At 36.7% G+C, this 22059-nt stretch carries 21 protein-coding genes; 3 read left to right on the forward strand and 18 right to left on the reverse strand.

The window, feature by feature from the left end; genetic code table 11:
- Positions 1–166 precede the first annotated feature (166 nt).
- From pyk to MKX53_RS11720, 7 genes are all read right to left on the reverse strand, one after another.
- Positions 167–1927, reverse strand: coding sequence for a pyruvate kinase (gene pyk, locus MKX53_RS11690; protein WP_093536894.1), 1761 nt, complete (start codon positions 1925–1927; stop codon positions 167–169).
- 37 nt (positions 1928–1964) lie between these two features.
- Complete coding sequence (gene pfkA, locus MKX53_RS11695; protein ID WP_340911421.1) at positions 1965–2924, reverse strand: 6-phosphofructokinase; 960 nt, start codon at positions 2922–2924, stop codon at positions 1965–1967.
- An 84-nt stretch (positions 2925–3008) separates the two neighbouring features.
- Positions 3009–3962 (reverse strand): acetyl-CoA carboxylase carboxyl transferase subunit alpha, encoded by a 954-nt coding sequence (gene accA, locus MKX53_RS11700; protein ID WP_340762921.1) that lies wholly within the window; start codon positions 3960–3962, stop codon positions 3009–3011.
- Entirely contained in the window at positions 3959–4828 is an 870-nt protein-coding gene (accD, locus tag MKX53_RS11705) for an acetyl-CoA carboxylase, carboxyltransferase subunit beta (RefSeq protein ID WP_340911422.1), read from the reverse strand. Before accD ends, accA begins: the two co-directional genes overlap by 4 nt.
- Entirely contained in the window at positions 4829–5473 is a 645-nt protein-coding gene (locus tag MKX53_RS11710; protein ID WP_340911423.1) for a FadR/GntR family transcriptional regulator, read from the reverse strand. It lies immediately after the preceding gene.
- Between the two features lie 109 nt (positions 5474–5582).
- A complete protein-coding gene (gene dnaE / locus MKX53_RS11715) occupies positions 5583–8642 on the reverse strand; it encodes a DNA polymerase III subunit alpha (protein WP_340911426.1) in 3060 nt (1019 codons plus the stop codon).
- A 14-nt stretch (positions 8643–8656) separates the two neighbouring features.
- Positions 8657–9586 carry a DHH family phosphoesterase gene (locus MKX53_RS11720; RefSeq protein ID WP_093536888.1) on the reverse strand — a complete coding sequence of 310 codons (930 nt, stop codon included), beginning with the start codon at positions 9584–9586 and terminating at the stop codon, positions 8657–8659.
- 95 nt (positions 9587–9681) lie between these two features.
- On the opposite strand from MKX53_RS11720, the gene MKX53_RS11725 reads away from it, so the two are divergent.
- Positions 9682–9987, forward strand: coding sequence for a YtpI family protein (locus tag MKX53_RS11725; protein ID WP_093536887.1), 306 nt, complete (start codon positions 9682–9684; stop codon positions 9985–9987).
- A 70-nt stretch (positions 9988–10057) separates the two neighbouring features.
- Here the strand turns inward: MKX53_RS11725 and MKX53_RS11730 are convergent, their stop codons facing one another.
- A complete protein-coding gene (locus tag MKX53_RS11730; protein ID WP_093536886.1) occupies positions 10058–11365 on the reverse strand; it encodes a DRTGG domain-containing protein in 1308 nt (435 codons plus the stop codon).
- A gap of 55 nt (positions 11366–11420) precedes the next feature.
- A complete protein-coding gene (locus MKX53_RS11735; protein ID WP_340911429.1) occupies positions 11421–12110 on the reverse strand; it encodes a metal-dependent hydrolase in 690 nt (229 codons plus the stop codon).
- Positions 12111–12234: 124 nt separating this feature from the next.
- On the opposite strand from MKX53_RS11735, the gene MKX53_RS11740 reads away from it, so the two are divergent.
- Positions 12235–13326: a M24 family metallopeptidase gene (locus tag MKX53_RS11740; RefSeq protein WP_340911431.1), complete on the forward strand. Its 1092-nt coding sequence runs from the start codon at positions 12235–12237 to the stop codon at positions 13324–13326.
- A gap of 42 nt (positions 13327–13368) precedes the next feature.
- Here MKX53_RS11740 and MKX53_RS11745 read toward each other — a convergent pair whose 3' ends face one another.
- The 4 genes from MKX53_RS11745 to ald form a co-directional block, all read right to left on the reverse strand.
- Complete coding sequence (locus MKX53_RS11745) at positions 13369–14124, reverse strand: YqjF family protein (RefSeq protein WP_445678267.1); 756 nt, start codon at positions 14122–14124, stop codon at positions 13369–13371.
- A gap of 31 nt (positions 14125–14155) precedes the next feature.
- Entirely contained in the window at positions 14156–14500 is a 345-nt protein-coding gene (locus tag MKX53_RS11750) for a fluoride efflux transporter FluC (RefSeq protein ID WP_340911434.1), read from the reverse strand.
- Positions 14497–14853, reverse strand: a complete 357-nt coding sequence (gene crcB / locus MKX53_RS11755; protein ID WP_340762929.1) for a fluoride efflux transporter CrcB — start codon at positions 14851–14853, stop codon at positions 14497–14499. Before crcB ends, MKX53_RS11750 begins: the two co-directional genes overlap by 4 nt.
- A gap of 65 nt (positions 14854–14918) precedes the next feature.
- Positions 14919–16034: an alanine dehydrogenase gene (gene ald, locus MKX53_RS11760; RefSeq protein ID WP_340911436.1), complete on the reverse strand. Its 1116-nt coding sequence runs from the start codon at positions 16032–16034 to the stop codon at positions 14919–14921.
- A gap of 222 nt (positions 16035–16256) precedes the next feature.
- On the opposite strand from ald, the gene MKX53_RS11765 reads away from it, so the two are divergent.
- Positions 16257–16712, forward strand: a complete 456-nt coding sequence (locus MKX53_RS11765; RefSeq protein WP_093536879.1) for a universal stress protein — start codon at positions 16257–16259, stop codon at positions 16710–16712.
- Positions 16713–16869: 157 nt separating this feature from the next.
- Here the strand turns inward: MKX53_RS11765 and MKX53_RS11770 are convergent, their stop codons facing one another.
- From MKX53_RS11770 to MKX53_RS11790, 5 genes are all read right to left on the reverse strand, one after another.
- Positions 16870–18003, reverse strand: coding sequence for a restriction endonuclease (locus tag MKX53_RS11770; protein ID WP_340911438.1), 1134 nt, complete (start codon positions 18001–18003; stop codon positions 16870–16872).
- A 591-nt stretch (positions 18004–18594) separates the two neighbouring features.
- Complete coding sequence (locus tag MKX53_RS11775; protein WP_340911440.1) at positions 18595–19785, reverse strand: acetate/propionate family kinase; 1191 nt, start codon at positions 19783–19785, stop codon at positions 18595–18597.
- A gap of 62 nt (positions 19786–19847) precedes the next feature.
- Entirely contained in the window at positions 19848–20789 is a 942-nt protein-coding gene (locus MKX53_RS11780) for a class I SAM-dependent methyltransferase (protein WP_340911441.1), read from the reverse strand.
- A gap of 145 nt (positions 20790–20934) precedes the next feature.
- Positions 20935–21441 (reverse strand): thiol peroxidase, encoded by a 507-nt coding sequence (gene tpx, locus MKX53_RS11785; RefSeq protein ID WP_093536877.1) that lies wholly within the window; start codon positions 21439–21441, stop codon positions 20935–20937.
- 35 nt (positions 21442–21476) lie between these two features.
- Positions 21477–22055 (reverse strand): RDD family protein, encoded by a 579-nt coding sequence (locus MKX53_RS11790; RefSeq protein WP_340762932.1) that lies wholly within the window; start codon positions 22053–22055, stop codon positions 21477–21479.
- Positions 22056–22059: the final 4 nt, after the last annotated feature.

Consider the following 22059-nt stretch of genomic DNA (forward strand, 5'->3'; position numbering starts at 1 on the left):
TCTCGGTAATCTTATGCCATCTATCTGTCCGTCACCATTCAAAAACTTTGGCAAACAGGCAAGAGCGCTGTAACGAAAATCAGCAGTATTCTTGGATAAATTGCTAATATAATAAAACCTATTTTTCATTCAATAAAAGCCCCACCTTTTATGGTGAGGCATCTTCTTAAATTATGCTTGCACGACCATGATAGATAAAACCACTTTCGGCATCTATCGTTAACTCTTGGCCATTTCTAATAAGTGTCGTAGCATCTTTCACTCCAACGATTACTGGTACCCCTAAGCTAAGTCCAACGACTGCGGCATGGCTAGTTAAACCACCCTCTTCAGTGATTAAACCTCTGCACTTTTCGATACTCGGAACCATATCACGATCAGATCCTAATGTCACAATAATGCTATCAGTTGTATCTTGTCCTGCTAATTCTTCTGCACTATTCACAACTATTGCTTTTCCGAATGCAGTATTCTTACCAATACCTTGTCCTCTTGCAACTAAGTCTCCAATAACATGAACCTTCATCAAGTTAGTTGTGCCTGCTTCTCCTACAGGTACTCCGGCAGTTATCACTACTAGATCACCATGAGTAACATATTGATGTAAAATACTTTCCTCCACAGCATCCTCTAAAACCTCATCTGTAGAGTGAGCTTTTTTCCCTACAATCGGATATACTCCCCAAACTAATGTAAGTTTTCTAGAAGGAGTTTCTGATGAAGTTACCGCAATTATTGGAACACCCGGTCTAAATTTAGCAATCATTTTAGCAGTATATCCACTTTCAGTTGGTGCAATAACTGCTTTTACTTTCAAGTTAATCGCTGTGTGCGCAACCGCTTGACCAATAGCATCAGTTAAGTTTACATCGCGTGCTTTACTAATCTTGGTAACATTTTCACGATAATCTACTGCATTTTCAGTACGACGAGCAATTTTATCCATTGTTTGCACAGACTCTACTGGATAAAGTCCCGCAGCTGTTTCTCCAGAAAGCATAATTGCATCCGTTCCATCAAAAATAGCATTTGCGACGTCACTTGCTTCTGCACGAGTAGGTCTCGGATTACGTTGCATAGAATCGAGCATTTGAGTAGCTGTGATAACAGGTTTTCCAGCCTCATTACATTTTGCAATTAGTTTCTTTTGTACTAAAGGAACTTCTTCTGCTGGAATTTCTACTCCTAGATCTCCCCTTGCAACCATTAAACCATCAGATACCTGAATAATTTCATCAATATTATCCACGCCTTCTTGGTTTTCGATCTTCGGAATAATTTGAATATGTGCTCCATTATTTTCTTCTAGCAGTTTGCGAATTTCTAACACATCTTTTGCACGGCGAACGAAAGAAGCAGCAACAAAATCTACATCCTGCTCAATACCAAAAAGGATATCCTGCGCATCTTTTTCTGTCATGCCAGGTAATTGTACGGATACACCAGGTACATTTACACCTTTATTGTTCTTTAACGTTCCTGCATTTTGAATAAAAGTGGAGATAATTCCATTCTCTTTATCAATTTTTTGAACGATTAATTCAATAAGGCCATCATCTAAAAGAATAACCGAGCCTTCGTTAACATCCTCGATTAATTTATCATAAGAAATAGAGAAACGTTCAAGAGTACCTAACACTTCTGTCATCGAAATCTCAATGGTTTCTCCAGACTGAAGCTCAAGCGCACCATTTTCCATTTTATGTGTACGGATTTCTGGTCCTTTTGTATCCAATAATATCCCTACAACTTTACCTATTCTTTTAGAAACTTTACGAATCGTTTCAATTCTTGCTGCATGTTCTTCATGATTACCATGCGAGAAATTTAATCTGGCAACGTTCATTCCAGCATTTATTAATTTCTCTAACATTTCTTCTGATTCACTTGCGGGTCCAATTGTACATACAATTTTAGTTTTTCTCATAGTACATTCCTTTCTTTAAGGGCAATATATTTCCTAATTAAATGGATAATTCTTTAGATAATTGATACATAGACATATCAAATTCTTCATGATTATCAAAAGCTTCATTCATATCATAGTCTACCACTTGATGATTCTGGATGCCAATCGCACGCCCACCATTTCCTGCTATTAAAACCTCAACAGCTTTAGCGCCAAATAAACTTGCTAATACACGATCACGGCCCGTTGGGGAACCTCCACGTTGGATATGTCCAAGTACGGAAACTCGTGTTTCAATATCTGCTAGGTCTTTAAGCTTACTAGCAAATTCTGCACCACTCATCACACCTTCAGCGACAATAATTATACTATGCTTTTTCCCACGTTCCGAACCGCTTTTAAGACGTTCGACAATCTCATCCATATTTATCTCTACTTCAGGAATAATAATAGTTTCAGCTCCACCAGCAAGGCCAGCCCATAATGCCAAGTCTCCAGCGTCTCTTCCCATTACCTCTACGATAAAAGTTCGTTCATGCGATGTAGCAGTATCTCTAATTTTATCAATACTCTCAATCACTGTGTTTAAAGCTGTATCAAAACCTAAAGTATAATCCGTACCTGGAATATCATTATCGATTGTTCCAGGAATTCCTACGCACGGAAAACCATTTTCTGTAAGCTTCATAGAACCCCTATAAGAACCGTCCCCGCCGATAACTACTAATCCATCAATACCATGTGCCTTTAGCTGCTCTATTGCTTTTTGTTGCCCCTCCTCCGTACGGAATTCCGGACATCTAGCAGAAAACAGTTTTGTTCCACCTCTTTGAATAATATCCCCTACAGAACCTAAGTCTAAAACTTCCATCTTACCATCGATCAGACCTTGGTAACCATGGAATATACCGACTACTTCAAGCCCTTCATAAATAGCTTTTCTTACAACCGCTCGAACAGCAGCATTCATACCGGGAGCGTCTCCTCCACTTGTTAACACACCAATTCTCTTCATCTTTTTTCCCTCCAAACAACGAATTTCATATTATAAGCTTATCACGAAATGAATTAAAAAAAAATGCGTCGTTCTTGACGCATTTTATTCATTAAATTCTCCAATGTTTTTGAACTTAATATATCTATTTTCGATTAGCTCATCGGGAGTTAATTTCTCTAATTCTTTCAATGAGTTAATAAGGGTTTCCTTCATATATTCCGCCTGTGCTTCTATATTTTTATGAGCTCCCCCATGGACTTCTTGGATGACAGTATCAATAATCTCCATCTTCTTTAAGTCTGGAGCTGTAATTTTCATCGCTTCTGCAGCTTGTTTCGCCAAAGATGCATCCTTCCAAAGAATAGATGCTGCTCCTTCAGGAGAAATAACCGAATACGTAGAGTTTTCTAGCATATGAATATGATTAGCCACACCTAATGCTAAAGCTCCTCCACTACCACCTTCTCCAATAACAATACTTATTACTGGTACTTTTAAACCAGCCATCTCTACTAAGTTTCTAGCTATTGCTTCACTTTGTCCACGTTCTTCCGCAGCTTTCCCAGGATAAGCACCTTTCGTATCAATCATACATATAATGGGGCGCTTAAACTTTTCTGCTTGTTTCATTAATCGTAATGCTTTACGATACCCCTCTGGATGAGGCATACCAAAATTACGTTTAATGTTCTCTTTTGTATCTATCCCTCTTTGATGTCCAATAATTGTTATTGGTCTTCCTTCAAATAAGGCAATTCCCCCAATAATCGCTGCATCGTCTCCGTAAAGTCGATCTCCATGGAGTTCCATAAAGTCTGTACATAATAATTGAATATAATCTCTTGTAGTAGGACGACTCGGATGACGAGCGACCTGAACACGGTCCCAAGGCTCCATATTTTCATAGATTTCATGTTCTAACTTCTTAAGTCTAGCTTCTAGATGGATTATTTCAGCTGACATATCTACATCAGCACTAGCTGTATATTCTTTTAACTCTTCTATTTTTGTTTTTAATTGAACTATTGGTTCTTCAAAAGGTAGTACTTTTATCATTTTGTGACCTCCTTAATCGTATGAAGATGGACGATGGAAGCTACTTTTTCTCGCATCTCTTTACGATGAATAATGGCATCTAGCTGACCATGATTCATTAAAAACTCAGCTGTTTGAAAATCCTCTGGCAGTTTTTCTCGCACTGTTTGTTCAATCACCCGTCTACCAGCAAACCCGATTAAAGCTTTAGGTTCAGCGATATTAATATCACCTACCGAAGCAAAGCTCGCAGAAACTCCACCCGTTGTAGGATGGGTAAGAATAGAAATATAAAGTAGTCCATGATCACTGTGTCTTCTCAAGGCAACAGACGTTTTCGCCATTTGCATTAAGGACAGAACACCTTCTTGCATTCTCGCTCCTCCACTTGCAGTGTAAATAATAAAAGGAATTCCTAGCTCTGTCGCTTTCTCCACAGCTCTTGTAATTTTTTCTCCTACTACTGAGCCCATTGATCCCATTCGGAAATGTGAATCCATAATTGCTACGGCGACCTGTTGACCATCTAACTTTCCAATTCCAGTAAGAACAGCCTCATTTAATCCCGTCTTTTGTCCATCTGCTTTTATCTTTTCCGTATAACTTGGGAAATTCAATGGATTAACTGTTTCTAAATGATCATCCATTGATACAAATGAATCTTCATCTAAAAATATGTCTACTCTCTCCCATGCAGTCATTTTCATATGGTGGTCACAAGTAGGACAAACCTTTAAATTCTTCATCAAGTCTTTTGTAAATACATTTTTTCTACACTCAGGGCATTTCATCATTATGCCTTCTGGTACATCGTTTTTTGCTTTTTCAGTTGGTATAGTTGCATATCTTTTCTTTTGATTTTTTCTAAATATATCTCGAATACTCATTTATACATCTCCCCTATTAAGCAACAAGAGCCATTCATTATAAAGAGATAACGCTTGTTGTTGTTCTCCATTTTGCAAAGCCATTAAAAGCTGAATCCAAATAGTTTTCTCTTCTAAACTCATATTTTCTTGGTAAGGCTCTCCTGCAAACTGTTTTAATAAAAACCATATTTTTAAACCTAATCGATTATCGGAAATGATAATAATCTCTCGAATAATATCTTCACGAACTACGTCTTCTTCTATTAGTTTTTCTTTAAAGGCATCCCATATATGTAGCGCATAAAGCCTCTTGGACATACAAATTGTTTGAATTGCATCCTTCTCTAATGCTTCTCGTGTTGTATGCACATCTTCCTTCGATTTAGATTCTTGAAGGATAAATGTAGATAACAGCTCGACTAGCCGATGCTTTCGATAATCCGATAAAAAGGTACCTTCTCCTCGGCGTGTTTCTATTAAACCGAGTAATTCTAAGCTCCTCAGCGCTTCCCTAACGGTTGACCTACCTACTTGAAGTCGCTCAGCTAGTTCCCTTTCAGATGGCAATTTACCACCAACGGAAACATTTTCATCTGCAATGAGCTGTCTCAATTGCTTTACAATTTCTAAAAACATTTTTTTAGGATTATTCGTTTGGTCCATTACGCCTCACTCTTCCATAAATTACAAAGTGGTCAGACCACTCATAATTATTAGCATACAAAAGATTTGTTCAAACGTAAAGAAAAAACTGCATAATAATCTATGCAGCTTAGTTCTCTATATATTTAGTAATGATTTGTGAACGACCATTTCTACGTTCTGACTTCCCTGAAATAACGAGCATCTCTTGCTCTTTTAATAATGCGTTGAACTTTGCATATTCCTCTGGAAATAACGTTACCGATAGACTACCCGTATCATCTTGTACTGTTAGAAAAGCCATTGCTTCTCCTTTTTTTGTCCGAATACGTTTTATGTCTTGAATAATTCCAACTATTTTCACTTGGATATCTTTTGTTGCCTGCAAAACATCCCAAATATCAACGAATTTATTATTTAACATTTTCTTTTTAGATACAGTAGGATGCTCCGAAAAGTATTGACCCAAAACTTCTTTCTCAAATTGCAATTTCTCCATTATTGGAAGCGGTTCGGATTTAATATGTTTAGACTTTCCAAAATGAGAAGCATCTCCACCAAACAAATCAGATTCTTCTGTAGGACTTATCAATTCAGCATATTTAACAGCCGCATCTAAAGTCGATAATAGAGTGGCTCTATCGTAACCAAATTCATCTAAAGCCCCAGCTTTGATCAATGGTTCTACATTTTTTCTAGTGAAATAAACTGCAGATAAATCGGAGGCAAGTTCAAAAATATCTTCCCACTGTGATTCTCTTTCCTTGCGTTGTTGTAATAATTTTTGAATAAAATTATGGGAAACTCCTTTTATAGCTTGTAAACCGAAACGAATACCTCCGCTTTCCACAGTGAAAAAGCGTTGACTACTAAATATAGATGGAGCGAGAATAACCATATCTTTTTGTCTCATTTCCATCATTAGTTCATTAATTTTCACTTGGTTTCCTGTAGCAATGCTTAATAGTGCACTATAAAATGCTACAGGGAAATGGGCTTTTAAATACGCCATTTGAAAAGAAATTACACTATAGGCGACAGCATGACTTTTTGGAAAACCATAGTCAGCAAATCGGACGATTAAATCATAAACTGCTGTCGCAGAATGATCTGAATGCCCTTCTTGAATTGCTTTTTGAACAAAGTGTACACGTTCACTTTGTAAGACTTCTCGATTTTTTTTGCTCACAGCTCTGCGTAATAAATCAGCTTCCCCGAATGTAAAGCCAGCCATTTTGGAAGCAATTTGCATTATTTGCTCCTGATAAACAATAATGCCATATGTTTCTTTTAAGATTGGCTCTAATATGGGATGTTCATACGTTACTGGTGCTTGACCAGCTTTTCGCTTGGCGTATAAAGGAATGCTTTCCATTGGCCCTGGTCGGAATAGTGCATTCACTGCAACAACATCTTCAAACTTAGTTGGATCGATTTGTTTAAGGGCTTGACGCATTCCAGCCGATTCTAATTGAAATACCCCTGTAGTATCCCCTTGCTGCAATAACTGAAAGGTCAGTTCATCATGGAGCGGTATTTCCGCTAACTTGAATGGGTCAGATTGTTTATAATTAATGATCTTTAAAATTCTTTCAATAATCGTCAAATTTCGCAACCCTAAAAAATCCATTTTAAGTAAGCCCACTTGTTCTACTTCTTTCATTGGCCATTGGGTCAAATAGATATCCTCATGCCCACTTTGAATAGGGATAACATCTACTAGAGACACTGGTGATAATACTATACCTGCTGCGTGTGTGGAGGCATTTCTAGGTAACCCCTCTAAAGCTAGTGCCACCTGAAACCATTTTTTTCGGATTTCCTCTGTTTGTATAAATTCACGTAATTTCTCAGACATATCAAATGCTTCTTTTAACGTGATCCCAGGCTTTGCGGGTATGAAAGAAGAAATAGCTTCTAAAGTGGTAGATTCAAATCCAAACACTCTAGCAACCTCTCTTGCTGCTGCTTTTGCAGACAATGTACCAAATGTAATTATTTGAGAAACATAGTTCTGACCATATTTCTTTACGACATATTGAATAACTTCCATCCTTCTAGAATCTGCAAAATCGATGTCAATATCCGGCATTGTGATACGTTCAGGATTTAAGAATCGTTCAAATAGTAAACCATATCGCAGGGGATCTATATCTGTTATATTCAAAGAAAATGCTACTAGTGAACTGGCCGAAGACCCACGGCCAGGTCCAGTTAATATATTTTGTTGTTTTGAAAATTTCATGAAGTCCTGAACGATTAAAAAATAATCCTCATAATGCATTTGGTTAATAATGGACAGTTCGTAATTTAAACGTTCAACATATGGCTTCGTAATTTCTTTTATCCGTTTATTCAATCCCTCTTCACAAAGTTCTCTTAAGTAATCCTTAGAATTTTTCGTTTCGGGTAATGGGTACTTAGGCATAATAGAAGCAGACTTTTCAATAGAGACATTACAACTATTTAGCATTCTCTCAGTGTTTTCAATCCATGATGGGGCATCAAAAAACCATTCACTCCATTCCTCACTAGAAAGTATGTGAAGGGAGTCTGTAGATGGTTTTAAGCGAGTGTGATCATTCATTTTAAGTGACTGATCCATTGCATTTAACACTTCATATGCAAAAGCATCTTCTTTTTCTATGTATCGACTCATATGGAAAGCAGTAATAGGTATAGTTAATTGTTCACTGTACTGGATGATGGTTTCTTCATGCTCCATTTTTTCCCCATTTGGGCGTTCTATTGCTAGATAAAATTGACCATTCCCAAAAATCATCTGTAATTCGCTAAGCAGCTCAAGCTCTGTGGTAGACTCTCCTTTGTAGATAGCGATTAATCCATTCTTATATGCTTCTAACCATCTTTTGGGGAGCACTGTAATTTCTCTTGTCTCGATACTACTCGATATTTTCAGCAAATTTTCATATCCGTTATTATCTTTTGCATAGAGCACCAAACTTACAATACCAGTTTCAAGTTGTACATTAACAGTGAGACCAAGTACGGCTTTAATCTGTTGTGCATGTAATGCATGCCAAAAAGGCAGTAAACCATACAATCTACTATTTGTAATGGCTGCTGCCCCTGCATTATTTTGTTTTAACTTTTGTATAAGTTGTTCCAACTGAATTGTGCTTTTCAGCATATCCGCCGATGTCACAATTTGTGGATATACTGTTTTCATATTAACACCTCAATTTACAGCTTTTTTAAATCTTCTATTACTAAAGCAGCTTCTTCCCATGTCTTTACAGCAGCTCCCGAGGCAAGTGGATGTCCTCCGCCACCATACTTTTTGGCTATTCCATTAATAACCGGACCTTTTGAACGAAGTCGAACTCGAATTTCTGAAGAATCTTCTATAAAGAAAACCCAGCATTTCATGCCCTTTACATCAGCTAATGCACTAACCAGTAAGGATGCTTCTGATTGGTCGACTTGATACTTTTGTAGAATTTCTTTCGTAAGTTTAATATGACCTACACCAGTTTCATCCATTTCAAAATTAGCATATACATAGCCTTTTAGCTGAAGAAGATTCCGTTCGACTTCATACATGCCATTAAATAAATTCGTACTATCAAAACCATATGTAAGTAATTCTCCTGCAAAATCCATTGTCTGTTTAGTTGTACTTTGGAACATGAATCTACCTGTGTCTCCTACTATTCCTGCAAATAATAATCGTGCAATGGACGCATCCATTTTCCACTGTTTATAGTTTTTTGCTTCTTCGAATAGTTCACAGATCATTTCACTTACCGAACTTGCCTCTGTATTTACCCATAGTAAATCGCCATAAGCATCATCATTAGGATGATGATCTATCTTCACAATATAACTTCCTAATTTATATCGGTCATCATCAATTCTTTCGGTATTTGCTGTATCTGTGACAATGATTAAAGCATCCTGAAAGTCCTCATCAGAAACCTCGTCAGGGTGAGCTAGGAAATTTAGCGTTTCATCATGGGTTCCAGTGGCAAAGACTTTTTTCGATGGATAATTTAGCTGAATGAGTTCTTTTAATCCTATTTGGGAACCATAGGCATCTGGATCGGGCCTAACATGCCGATGCAATATAATTTTTTCGTACTTCTCGATTGTGTCTATGATTTGTCTTTTCATCCCATATAACCTCGCTTGCCTGTTTTTTCTATTCGCATTTTTCCATTTTTACCTTTACAATAGATAACAGCTTAACTTATAGATGGAGGGTCATTATGCTTAATATACTATTAGTAGCAGTTATAGTAGTTACATTTGTTTGGTATTTTTATTTTAAAACGAAGCAATTCCGTACACCACTGCCAATACGCAAAAAATGGCTTGGCGCAAAAGCTTCCGTATGTCTAGGTGCATTTTTATTGTTTTTTGGTATTAACTTTCTAATCGTTTATCAATCTTCTATAACATATGTCGTTGCCGGTCTGTTTATTTTACTTGGAGCTTATTTCACATATCACAATGTAAAAGTAGCCAAACACTACGGGCAATTTGTAAAAGAAGAATTATCTATAAATCAATGATGCAGCTAAATTAGCTGCATCATTTTTTTGTCCTATGACTAGAACCAATTACAAAAAAAGCTTGAAATGCTTATCTTTCTAATAACTGATAAGTGACCATAGCTTTTCCTACTAGTAATTTATCATTGAAGATTTCGATATCCATCTTCGCAACTTTTCTGCTCAGTTCTAATACTTTCGCTTGAATGCGTAGAATACTTTCAAGCTGAATTGGTTTCGTATAGAAGATGGTCATATTCTCAACGACACTTTCCCCACGTTTACGAATTTTCAATGTTTGTGCCCCTGTTTCCGTTACTAATATCGTAAAAGCTCCATTGGACATAGCACCGTAATGATCCGTCATTTGAGGTGTAACGACAAATTCAAATATAAAATCCTCTGTAGAAATAATTTTTATTTGCTGTTTAACAATATCATCTATCGTTTCGCCATTTTGTGGTTGACGAGCTGCAGCCTGTAATGCTTTTAAGACATCTTGTCTACTGATGACACCCTCCAAATAATTGGTATCTCGCACAACAGGTAAAAGGTCTACACCTTCCCAAATCATTCGATGACTTGCTGACGATACACTTGTTTTCATCGTGACGGAAATAGGATTTTTCGTCATAACTTTTTCAATCGGTTCATTGTTAGATTTACCAATGACATCTCTAGCTGTTATTATTCCTACTAATTTCTTCGACGCATCCACTACCGGGAAAACACCGTGCGTTGTACTATTATTTAGTACTCGGTATTGTTTCACTTGATCAGTAGCGTATAAATACGACGTTTCTTGTAGCGGAACATATATATCTTCGATTAATAACACATCTTTTTTTATGAGTTGATCATCAATTGCACGATTGATCATTGTCGCCACAGTGAATGTATCATAACTGGTAGAAATGACGGGAAGCTCTAGTTCGTCCGCTAATCTTTTGGTGTTCTCAGTTACATCAAATCCACCTGTAACAAGAACTGCAGCACCAGCTTGTAACGCAGTCTCATGAACCTTTAATCGATTCCCTGCTATTAACAGATTGCTCGGCTCTACATACCGCATCATGTCTTCTAGTTGCATTGCCCCAATCACAAACTTGTTTAACGTTTTGTGCAATCCGGTTTTTCCACCCAATACTTGACCATCCACAATATTTACTACTTCTGCATAGGTTAAACGCTCGAAATTTTCTTTTTTCTTTAGCTCGATGCGAATTGTCCCTACTCGTTCAATAGTGCTGACTATTCTTCTCGTTTCTGCCTCTTTAATCGCACGATAGGCTGTCCCTTCACTGACAGTTAAATCCTTTGCAATTTGTCTAACAGATATTTTATCGCCCACTGGAAGTTTTTCTATATATGCTAGTATCTGTTCATGTTTTGTTGTCATGTAGTCACATCCAAACGATTATTATACGTTTATTGTACCACATAAGCCTTATTTTCTAGTCACGAATCCATTGAATGTAATCACCAGTACTCAACACTTGTACTTCTGCAGTTTCTACAAGGTTCTTAAATATTTGAGGATCCTGTTTTATAGGTGGAAACGTATTATAATGTACCGGTACAACAATTTGAGGTTTTAGTAGCTGTACCGCGTATGCTGCATCCTCTGGACCCATTGTAAAATTATCTCCAATTGGAAGGAATGCAACATCTATATTATTGCGTTCACCGATTAGTTTCATATCTCCAAACAAAGCCGTATCGCCTGCGTGATAGATAGTTTTGCCCTCCGATGTGAAAAGTACTCCAGCAGGCATTCCGCCATAAATAATTTCTCCATCTTCTGTTGTAAACGAGCTACTATGAAATGCTTGCGTGAATTTTACTGTTCCAAATTCAAAATCATAAGATCCACCTATTCCCATGGCATGCACATTAATGCCGAATGATTCTACATAATTGGCAAGTTCAAATGTTGCGATTACCGTGGCATTATTTCTTTTTGCCAGGTCTACTGTATCTCCTAAATGATCATTGTGACCATGCGTCACTAAAATTACATCTACTTTCTCTTTGGCCGCATCTAAATCAGTTTGTCCATTTCCGGTGATAAAAGGATCTATTAAGATTGTGTGTGTATCGGTCATAATTTTAACTACCGAATGTCCGTGATAGCTGATTTCCATATTGTGTTCTCTCCTTTTGAATCATTATTTAAAAGTAGTACTCCTTATTAATTCATTCAACGTAGATGTCAGAAATCCTTTATTCTGATATGCTTATAGTATTAAATTTAAAAGAGGTGCCCATATGAATCAAACAGAAAAAATACAATCCTATCTACAAACACATCAAATTGATGCAGCATTTATCACTACTCCAGATAACGTTTTTTATTTTACTGGATTTAAAAGCAATCCCCATGAGCGTCTTTTAGGTGTAGCCATCTTCAAGGAAGCTGCACCGTTTATCATTTGTCCTAAAATGGAAATTCCAGATGCAAAAGCAGCAGGTTGGAATGGAGAAATAATTGGACATCAAGACACAGACAATGCATGGGATATCTTAGTACAAAAAATGAATGAAACGGCTAGTAATATTCAAAGCCTAGCGGTTGAGAAATCACATATGACAGTTGAAAGATTAGAAGCACTAGAAGAACGACTTTCAAATCTGCAAGTTTCTAGAATCGACGAAAAAATCAATGACCTACGTGTTATTAAGTCTGAAGCAGAATTAGTCAATATGCGTAAAGCGGCCGAGCTTGCTGACTATGCAATTGAAGTTGGTTGCAAGGAAATTGCAGAAGGTAAAACGGAGATTGAAATTTTAAATGCCATTGAATTGGCCGTAAAAGAAAAAGGAGCTGCACAGATGTCATTTGACACAATGGTGTTGAGTGGTCCTAAAACAGCTTCACCTCACGGAACTCCTGGTGACCGTAAAATCCAAAAAGGAGATTTCATTCTTTTTGACTTAGGCGTAGTGTATAACGGCTATTGCTCAGATATTACACGTACAGTAGCATTTGGAGAACCTTCTCCAGACAAACGCGAAATTTATGAAACAGTACGTCGTGCAGAAGAAGCTGCGGTGGCGGCAGTAAAACCAGGCGTTACTGCTATGACGCTTGATAAAACTGCAAGAGATATTATTACAGAAGCTGGTTACGGAGAATACTTTACCCATCGTCTAGGACATGGACTTGGAATTTCTGTCCATGAATTCCCTTCGATAACTGGTGTGAATGACATGAAGCTAGAAAAAGGAATGGTATTTACAATCGAACCTGGAATATATCATCCTGATATTACCGGCGTTCGTATTGAAGATGATGTAGTAGTGACAGAAAGTGGCGTTGAAGTGTTAACGAAGTTTCCGAAAGAATTACAAATTTTATAAGATATCTATCAAAGCACTGCGAACATGCAGTGCTTTGTTTTTTTAAAACGCTTTAACAAGCGGCCACATTCTTACCTCGATCTGTTTTGAATAATGCAGGACTACACTGTCATTCTCTACAACAATACCTCGACTACTAAGCATTGTATTTTCTTTAATATTTGCTTCTGCCTGTTGAAGTTCCCATGGGTGATGTAAAATGTCACATCGTAATGGAACTCCTTTGGGGTTTAGTGTATATAAGCAGTAACGTTCCACGAGCCACTCTTCGAAAGAACCTTTTTCTGCAAAATATTTCTCAGATACTGGACGGTAATCTGCCACAAACCGAGCATCCTCAGATTTTCTTACACTCTCATATTCAATCATATCCCCTTGCTTTTTGACCTTCATATTTGCACGAACATATGGTAAGTGATAAAAAGTTCTAGCAACTTTTATCGCAAGTAGATTTGTGGCGTCCAAACTAAAAAAATATACTCCTGGTTTACCATCGATTGTTACATATGTTCGAACATTCAACTCTGGAAATTTATCAGTTCCTGGAATAGGAGGTAATCCACGTAATCGAATATCTGTCATATGGAATGGTACTACTCCGACCCAACACACGCCATCATAAGTGTCCAATGGGAATATGTTAGGAACTAGTTTTCGTAAGACATTAAAATTAACTGGAAAATGAGCAAAAAGCAAATCATTCCAAGTTTGTTTCATTGTCCAAGGCATATTTGGCAATGGCCATAATCTGTGTCCATCATCCCAGTTCGTTTCTTTGGATTGTTTATAATCTGTCATTATTAATAGCTCCTATTCCGAAATGATATTTTCACAAAAATAGTAAGTATCCAACATATGCAAAAACAAAGCCCCCTACATAAGTAATAAGAAAATACATAAGCCAAGTTTTAGGATATTTTTGCAGGGAATATAGTTCTTTATTTAATGTAGAGAAAGTCGTCAGAGAACCTAGTAATCCTGATCCAATAAAAACCATATAAGTTTCTCCCGCTTGACTACCTACCAATAAACCAAGCAAAAATGCCCCTACTAAATTAACTAATAGTGTACCAAATGGGAAAGAACCACTTGCGCTTTTGTTTAGTTTTTTGGAAAGGATATATCGTAGATTAGCACCGATAAATCCCGCAATACCAACTAAGATGAAACTCATGGTCCCACCTCTTTTTTCCACCCAAGATTGCTCATCATAATTCCACCTACAATACTTACTGTCATATAAAGAATGGCAATACCAATTTGGTTAGCTTCTATCATTGTGATCGTTTCCACACTGAATGCAGAAAAAGTTGTAAAAGATCCGAGAAAACCTGTACTAATGGCAGACTTTAGCTTACTCGAAAATCGGAGCCTTCTAGACATTAGGTATGCCAATGCATAACATCCAATCAAGTTTACCAGTAAAGTTGAAAATGGAAAACCTGAATCATGTACTATAATAATACTAATAGCATACCTTGCAACCGCCCCTAACGAACCTGCAAGTCCTATGTATAAATATATCAATAATATCGCCCCATTAACTAGAAATCACTCAAAGCATAATTGCTTTGAGTGATGATTTTATCATATTATTTTAAAAGTGTAGCTACATCTACATAAGGTAAATCTTGTGCTTCTGCAACCGCTTTAAAAGTAACATGTCCCGCTAAAGTGTTAAGTCCTTTTTGAAGCGACAGGTTATCTAGACATGCTTGTTTATAGCCTTTGTTGGCAATTTGTAACGCATACGGAATTGTAGCATTTAAAAGCGCCATTGTAGAAGTTCTTGGAACCGCTCCAGGCATATTTGCTACAGCATAATGTACTACCCCATGTTTTTCATATGTTGGATTATCATGTGTTGTGATACGATCAGAAGTTTCGAAAATTCCACCTTGATCGATAGCAATATCAATTACGACAGAACCAGGAGACATCGTTTTAATCATTTCTTCTGTTACTAATTTCGGAGCTTTTGCACCGGGGATTAATACACACCCAATAACTAAATCTGCTTCCTTAACTGCCTCTGCAATATTATATGGGCTAGAAATTAATGTTTGGATGCTTGACCCAAATATATCCTCTAATTGACGAAGACGATCCGGATTTAAATCGATGATCGTTACTTGTGCTCCCATCCCAATAGCTACACGCGCTGCGTTGGCCCCAGCAATCCCTCCACCGATGATTGCTACTTTTGCGCGAGGAACTCCTGGAACTCCCCCAAGTAATATTCCTTTTCCACCATGTATTTGCTCTAAGTACTGTGCACCAATTTGAGTTGCCATACGGCCAGCAACCTCACTCATCGGAGACAACAACGGTAATGTATTATTAGGTAATTGTACTGTTTCATATGCTATAGCTGTAACTTTTTTATCTATTAGTACTCTTGTTAAATCTGCTTCAGGAGCTAGATGTAAATAGGTGAAAAGAATTGACTCTTCACGGATTAACTCATATTCAGCATGAGTAGGTTCTTTTACTTTCATGACCATCTCCTGATTCCATGCTTCTTTTGCAGTGGATACAATTTTAGCACCTGCAGTAATATAGTCTTCATCTGTAAAGCTTGACCCAAGCCCAGCTCCGGTTTCGATAAAAACTTCATGTTGGTAATGAGTAAGACTCACTACTCCAGCTGGTGTCATTGCTACGCGATTTTCATTGTTTTTTGTTTCCTTTGGAATCCCAATACGCATTTCTTGCATCCTCCTATGTAAATCATGTTGGTATGAAGATGACACAATATTTCATACAAATTCATTTTATCATTTATATATTTAAAATACTGCAACTATTTAATTTTCAATTTTAAGTATTCACAAATATGACTTAATAAACAGAATTAAAATGAAGAAAAAGAAGGAATATGTCTAACAATCTCGAATACTATATATATAACCAACAAGGAGGTTTTTAAAATGACATTAAAATATAATCAAATTTTAGTTGCAGTCGATGGTTCCAAAGAAGCGGAATATGCATTCAAAAAATCTGTTTCTATTGCCGCACGTAACAATGCAACATTAAATCTTATTAATATTATCGATACTCGTTCATTCGCTGCAATTGAAGCTTATGACCGCTCTATCGCTGAAAGAGCTCAAACATTTGCAGAAGATTTACTAGGTGGATATAAAAAAGAAGCGCTTGCTGCTGGAGTACAAAATGTAAATGTTGTTGTGGATTACGGTTCACCAAAAACAATGATTTCTAAAGACATTGCTAAAAAAGTAGAAGCAGATCTTATCATCTGTGGAGCGACTGGTTTAAATGCAATGGAAAGATTCTTGATCGGTAGTGTATCCGAATATATCGTACGTTCCGCTACATGCGACGTATTAGTAGTACGTACAGAAGAACGTCCAGAAGTATAAACTCATAGATTTACAAAATGGCTAGACGTGAAACTTCTCACGTTTAGCCATTTTTTATTTAAGCTTTGTTTTCCTTCTAACATGCTATGATCTAATTCTTCTTTAACTCACACATACATTAATACCCAAACAGTGTAGCTTCTCCCACTATGCGCAGCTACTCGCCATTAAAATAAGAAAAGTCTATCTCTTTCAAAACTATTTTTTTCTTTATACTTACTCCTATATCGTTCTCTATCATTAGTCTTGCAAGTTTTCTTCCACCAATTAATATAATTTTTTTAGATTCAAGACGCTCAACATATTCTTCTGCTCCTTTAGAAAAAGATGATGTTGTTATAAAAATGCCTTTTCTAGCTGCTTTCGCATCCAATGCTCCAGAAAAACTCATAACTTCCGGTCTACCAACCGTATTTTCCCATCTTTTTGCTTGAACATAGATATTATCTAAACCTAGTTTGTCTTCTTTGATTATTCCATCTAATCCACCATCATTAGTTCTTTGCGTTACCTGTCCATCTCCATAGCCCATAGCCGTGAGTAATTCAACAACAATTGTTTCCAGTCTTCTCCAATGGGCTTTTTTCAATTCATTCACTAACTTATTTACAAGTTCTTCTTCGATCTCCTCGACATTTTCTTGAATTACTTCTATAGGATCAATAACCTTTTCTAACTCTTCAATTTCTTCGTTTATATCCACGTTGTTATTATTTAATAGTTCTATTCCTTCGTTGGTAATTTGATAAGTATGAGTACTTACTTCTTCAATATAACTTTGTTTTTGCAAAGAAAACCTCGATGCTCTCATCCTAGACGTAAAAATAGTTTCCTTACTTTCAGGGTAAGCAATACTTAATTGATCATCAGTTAGAGAAAGATACTCAGCAACACCTTTATTTAACATTGATGCTATGAAGGGTTTTCTATCCCTCATGACATTCAATAAAGGTATAATAAGATCTTTTAATGAAGGGATTGAATCAACTAGAGCTTGTCCTAGTTCGTCTAAAACTGAATATTCTTTAATTATTTTTTCTACCTCATCTACAGTTTCAGGAACGCCTTCTTCCTTAAAAATCTCTAATATTTTTCCTCTGGTGAATTTTTTATCAGAAAGTTGCTTTATGGTAACTAAAACTTTATACGCATTATCATCATACATTTTACTTTTGCCTACCATTTTAGGCGGAACAAATTCTTGAAACTCAGTAATCCATTTCCTGCCGGTAGCCTCTGACCACCCTAATTTAGAAGATAATGTACTCTGATTAATATAAGTTTTACTCACTATTACATCTCCATTTATTTGCATATTTTAATAAAATTATAACACCTTTCATATAGCCTAATAATCTTCTGCTAATTTATATTCAAGGTTATGTTTTCAAGATTCCATTTTTCAACTAGTTCATTTTTATTTATTACAAAGTCAATTCGTTTGATTGGAGCGGAAGGCGGCGACTCCAGCGGGACAGCGCGAGCTGAAAGCCCCGCAGGAAAGACATTGGGCAAACTTTATTTTGACCAATGTCTTTGCGACGAGTAACCGCAGGAGCATATGTTTTCGCAGTTACGAGGAGATTGAAGCCGTGCCCGCGGAAAGCGACCGCCTGAAGTGGAAATCAATATTAGGAAGATTACACTTTTTTACATTGACTTATATAGATTATTTTCTATAAATGTCTATTAAATTAATCAAATTTTACTTAGGGATAAAACAAATATAAAAAGGAGTAGTTCATCAAATATAGTTGATGAGGCCTACTCTCATTTTTAAAAATTCACATTTGCATATTGCATAACTATTAGAACTATTACCTTCTATATCCTTTATTTATCCGGATTTAAACTTTATACAATTTGAAATCACTCATGCTAGCTACAATCCCGCTATTCTCACCGTATCTCTAGCAATCATAATCTCTTCATTTGTCGGGATAACTATCACTTTAACCGGTGAATGCGGGTAGTTGATGAAATTTTCTTTTCCGTTTATTTTATTTAGATCGGGATCCATATACACGCCCATAAACTGCAGTCCTTTTAAGACTTTTTCACGAATAACCTCACTATTTTCACCGATTCCTGCAGTGAAAATAATGGCATCCACACCATTCATACGTGCAGCATAGGAGCCGATGTACTTATGAATTCTATTAGCAAATACATCTAAAGCTAACTGTGCCCGGTCGTTCCCTTTTGTAGCTTCCGTAACGATATCACGCAGATCACTAGAGAACCCGGAAACACCTAGCATTCCTGATTTCTTATTTAAAATATCTAAAATACCTTCTGCATCTTTCCCTGTTTTCTCCATCAAATAAGGGATTAGAGCAGGATCTATATTACCTGACCTGGTTCCCATTGTTACCCCTGCAAGCGGAGTAAACCCCATAGATGTGTCGATAGATTTACCATGGTGGATAGCCGCAATACTCGCCCCATTGCCAAGATGACAGGATATAAATCGAGTAGTTTCCAAAGGTCTGTTTAATAAAATTGCAGCTCTCTCTGAAACATACTTATGGGAAGTCCCATGAAAACCATATTTTCGAATACCATACTTTTCATAATAATTATATGGGATGGAATATAGATAAGAACTTTCTGGCATCGTTTGATGAAAAGCAGTATCAAAAACAGCAACCGCTGGCACATTAGGAAGTTCTTTTTTAAATACTTTTATACCAGTAACGTTCGCTGGATTATGAAGCGGCGCTAACTCCGATAGTTCTTCTAGCTTCGCTAATACTTCAGTAGTTATTAAAACAGAGTCACTGTAAACCTCTCCTCCATGTACAACTCGGTGTCCTATTCCATCAATATCATCTAACGATTCTATTACATTCTTTTCAATTAACATATACATCAATAGTTTTACCGCTTGTTCGTGATTGTCCACCTGTTCAATAATATTTATACGTTCCTCATTTGTCGTCATTGTAAAAATTGGATTTCCTAGACCAATTCTTTCTATTAATCCTTTAGCAATTACTTGTTCGTCTACCATTTCAAAAACTTGGAATTTTAATGAAGAGCTTCCTGCATTTATAGCTAATATTATTGGCATAAAAAACGCTCCTTCGTTGAACTAGTACTTTAATTGTACCGTTCAACGAAGGAGCTAGCAACTCACTTAGTATTCTCTTCTTCCCAAATTTCGACCTTTTTCAAAAACAGTTCCATAGATTCTTTGTTCATCATGTTTGGAACTTTTGCTAAAAGAACCTCTCTTGGCGCTTTTAAGTCACTGCTTTTCTTTTGTAATATTAGCAAGCTTTTTTCTTGTCCCTTTGTTTTAAAAATAGAAGTTGGAAATTGAATGACTGCTTGAATCCAACCATTTTCCTTGATGAATTCATGAAGCTTCGGTGCTTGTTTCGATTCAAATATAGTATCTGGTACTAGGAAGAAAAGATAGCCACCTGGTTTAACGTGTTTCATCGACTGCTCCATAAACAAGTGATGGGCATACGACATTTCCTCCGTACTATGAAGGAAATAATCTTGCGAAGTTTCCGAATCTGGATAATATCCAACCGGTAAATCACTTACTACAATATCCACAGGATCAATTAAAAGAGGCTTTAATGCATCTTGTCTAAATAACTGTACGTCGTGTGTAAGGAGCTCACCAGTTTGCGCAGCCAATTGAATTAACAACTCATCAATTTCTACACCAAATGCGTAGTTTTCCGTTGGTAGTGCATTCATAATCGTAAATAACAAATTCCCTGTTCCTAGGGCAGGATCTAAAATCGATAGTTCTTTTCTATCCTTAGTCATTTCTTTCACAAAGTAACTTACTAATAATCCTATCGCATCCGGTGTCATTTGATGATTAACCTGAACGGACTTCTTCATTCCTTTTAAGATTGCTAATTGAATTGCTTTGCGTACTTCTTCTTTATCTGCGTCCCGAACAGATGGCACTTTTTTTTCATTAAGCCATAGCTCTAACGCATAAACGACACCTTCTAAATAAGTAGCAGAAGCTTCATTTTCAATATAATTACTCTCTTGATCAATAAACGTAAAAATTTGTTCTACATGTGTATGCATAGTATCCCTCATAGTAAAACCCACTCCTTCTTCAGAGTGGGTTTGCATTTTTTTAAAGATAAGAAAGTATATACTTTTTTACCCTTTATCTGTCTAGCTACTGCGCCTAACCCTTCAAGTCTCTTCAGACATGCAACGGTAGGCGCTTGTGCTTTTCTTAGTTCGTTAGTGCTTTTACTGCTTCTAATGCTTTTTCATAATTTGGATGATCTGTACCTTCTCCAACATATTCAACATAAGTTACAACATCGTTTTTATCTACTACAAATACAGAACGAGCTAATAAGCGTAATTCCTGCATAAGTACCCCGTAAGCTTCTCCGAAAGCTGCATCACGGTGATCTGATAAAGTTTGAATTGCATCAGCAGCATTAGCCCCGCACCAACGTTTTTGAGCGAAAGGTAAATCCATCGATACTGTTAAAATTGCTACATCTTCACCTAAACTAGCAGCCTCTTCGTTAAATTTGTTTGTTTGTGTAGAACAAACTCCTGTATCTAGGGAAGGAACTACACTGATTAAACGAATTTTACCAGCAGAATCTTGTAGAGTCACAGGTGATAAATCATTTGCTAGCACAGAAAAGTCAGGTGCCTTACTACCAACTACCACTTCTTTTCCAACTAATGTGACCGGACTATTTTTAAATGTTACTTTTGCCATAATATGTAGCCTCCTTTTTCATTATCTTTATCTTACTAGAATACGTTCGGCTCATGCAACTCTTTTGCAGGAGCGTTCTCATATGTGACTTTCTCTTTTAGATCAAATACGGTCTCATGGACAACAAGCGTATCCGCGATAAAATCATGTACCCCTTGTTTTTTAGGAGTAAAAGCTACCACTAAATAAGGTATATTCAATGGAACAATAGAGATTAAGCGACCAATCCATTCTCTAAATATAACAGTACTCCATTTTAGTTTTCCACCGTCTTTTGATATAACTTTAATACCAAAAATCATCTTTCCTACTGTCTGGCTACAAAGCTTTGTCATCAACACAAAGTATGCGTAAAAAATAGCTGCTGTGATTAATGTAAAAGGCGCATACCATACAGGATTATTTAAGTCTAATGAAAACAACCTAAATATAGGTTTGATCAATAACATACCAACAGATGCCAAAATGAGAATATCTACTGTATATGCCCAAAATCGAATCCAAAAGCCCGCAGCCTTCTGTTCATATTGTGCCGTTCGATGAACAATTACTTGCTGGGTTGCAGAGGTGTTCGCTTGCACATGCTGCTCTTCTGATTGTACAAATTCACTCATCTTA

The organism is Psychrobacillus sp. FSL K6-4615 (genome assembly GCF_038008225.1).
GTDB classification, from domain to species: Bacteria; Bacillota; Bacilli; order Bacillales_A; family Planococcaceae; genus Psychrobacillus; species Psychrobacillus psychrotolerans.

Bases quoted from the DNA above. Each gene is read 5' to 3' on its own strand.
- pyk (WP_093536894.1), bottom strand. From the start codon at position 1,927: ATGAGAAAAACTAAAATTGTATGTACAATTGGACCCGCAAGTGAATCA.
- pfkA (WP_340911421.1), bottom strand. From the start codon at position 2,924: ATGAAGAGAATTGGTGTGTTAACAAGTGGAGGAGACGCTCCCGGTATG.
- accA (WP_340762921.1), bottom strand. From the start codon at position 3,962: ATGATAAAAGTACTACCTTTTGAAGAACCAATAGTTCAATTAAAAACA.
- accD (WP_340911422.1), bottom strand. From the start codon at position 4,828: ATGAGTATTCGAGATATATTTAGAAAAAATCAAAAGAAAAGATATGCA.
- MKX53_RS11710 (WP_340911423.1), bottom strand. From the start codon at position 5,473: ATGGACCAAACGAATAATCCTAAAAAAATGTTTTTAGAAATTGTAAAG.
- dnaE (WP_340911426.1), bottom strand. From the start codon at position 8,642: ATGAAAACAGTATATCCACAAATTGTGACATCGGCGGATATGCTGAAA.
- MKX53_RS11720 (WP_093536888.1), bottom strand. From the start codon at position 9,586: ATGAAAAGACAAATCATAGACACAATCGAGAAGTACGAAAAAATTATA.
- MKX53_RS11725 (WP_093536887.1), top strand. From the start codon at position 9,682: ATGCTTAATATACTATTAGTAGCAGTTATAGTAGTTACATTTGTTTGG.
- MKX53_RS11730 (WP_093536886.1), bottom strand. From the start codon at position 11,365: ATGACAACAAAACATGAACAGATACTAGCATATATAGAAAAACTTCCA.
- MKX53_RS11735 (WP_340911429.1), bottom strand. From the start codon at position 12,110: ATGGAAATCAGCTATCACGGACATTCGGTAGTTAAAATTATGACCGAT.
- MKX53_RS11740 (WP_340911431.1), top strand. From the start codon at position 12,235: ATGAATCAAACAGAAAAAATACAATCCTATCTACAAACACATCAAATT.
- MKX53_RS11745 (WP_445678267.1), bottom strand. From the start codon at position 14,124: ATGACAGATTATAAACAATCCAAAGAAACGAACTGGGATGATGGACAC.
- MKX53_RS11750 (WP_340911434.1), bottom strand. From the start codon at position 14,500: ATGAGTTTCATCTTAGTTGGTATTGCGGGATTTATCGGTGCTAATCTA.
- ald (WP_340911436.1), bottom strand. From the start codon at position 16,034: ATGCGTATTGGGATTCCAAAGGAAACAAAAAACAATGAAAATCGCGTA.
- MKX53_RS11765 (WP_093536879.1), top strand. From the start codon at position 16,257: ATGACATTAAAATATAATCAAATTTTAGTTGCAGTCGATGGTTCCAAA.
- MKX53_RS11775 (WP_340911440.1), bottom strand. From the start codon at position 19,785: ATGCCAATAATATTAGCTATAAATGCAGGAAGCTCTTCATTAAAATTC.
- MKX53_RS11780 (WP_340911441.1), bottom strand. From the start codon at position 20,789: ATGAGGGATACTATGCATACACATGTAGAACAAATTTTTACGTTTATT.
- tpx (WP_093536877.1), bottom strand. From the start codon at position 21,441: ATGGCAAAAGTAACATTTAAAAATAGTCCGGTCACATTAGTTGGAAAA.
- MKX53_RS11790 (WP_340762932.1), bottom strand. From the start codon at position 22,055: ATGAGTGAATTTGTACAATCAGAAGAGCAGCATGTGCAAGCGAACACC.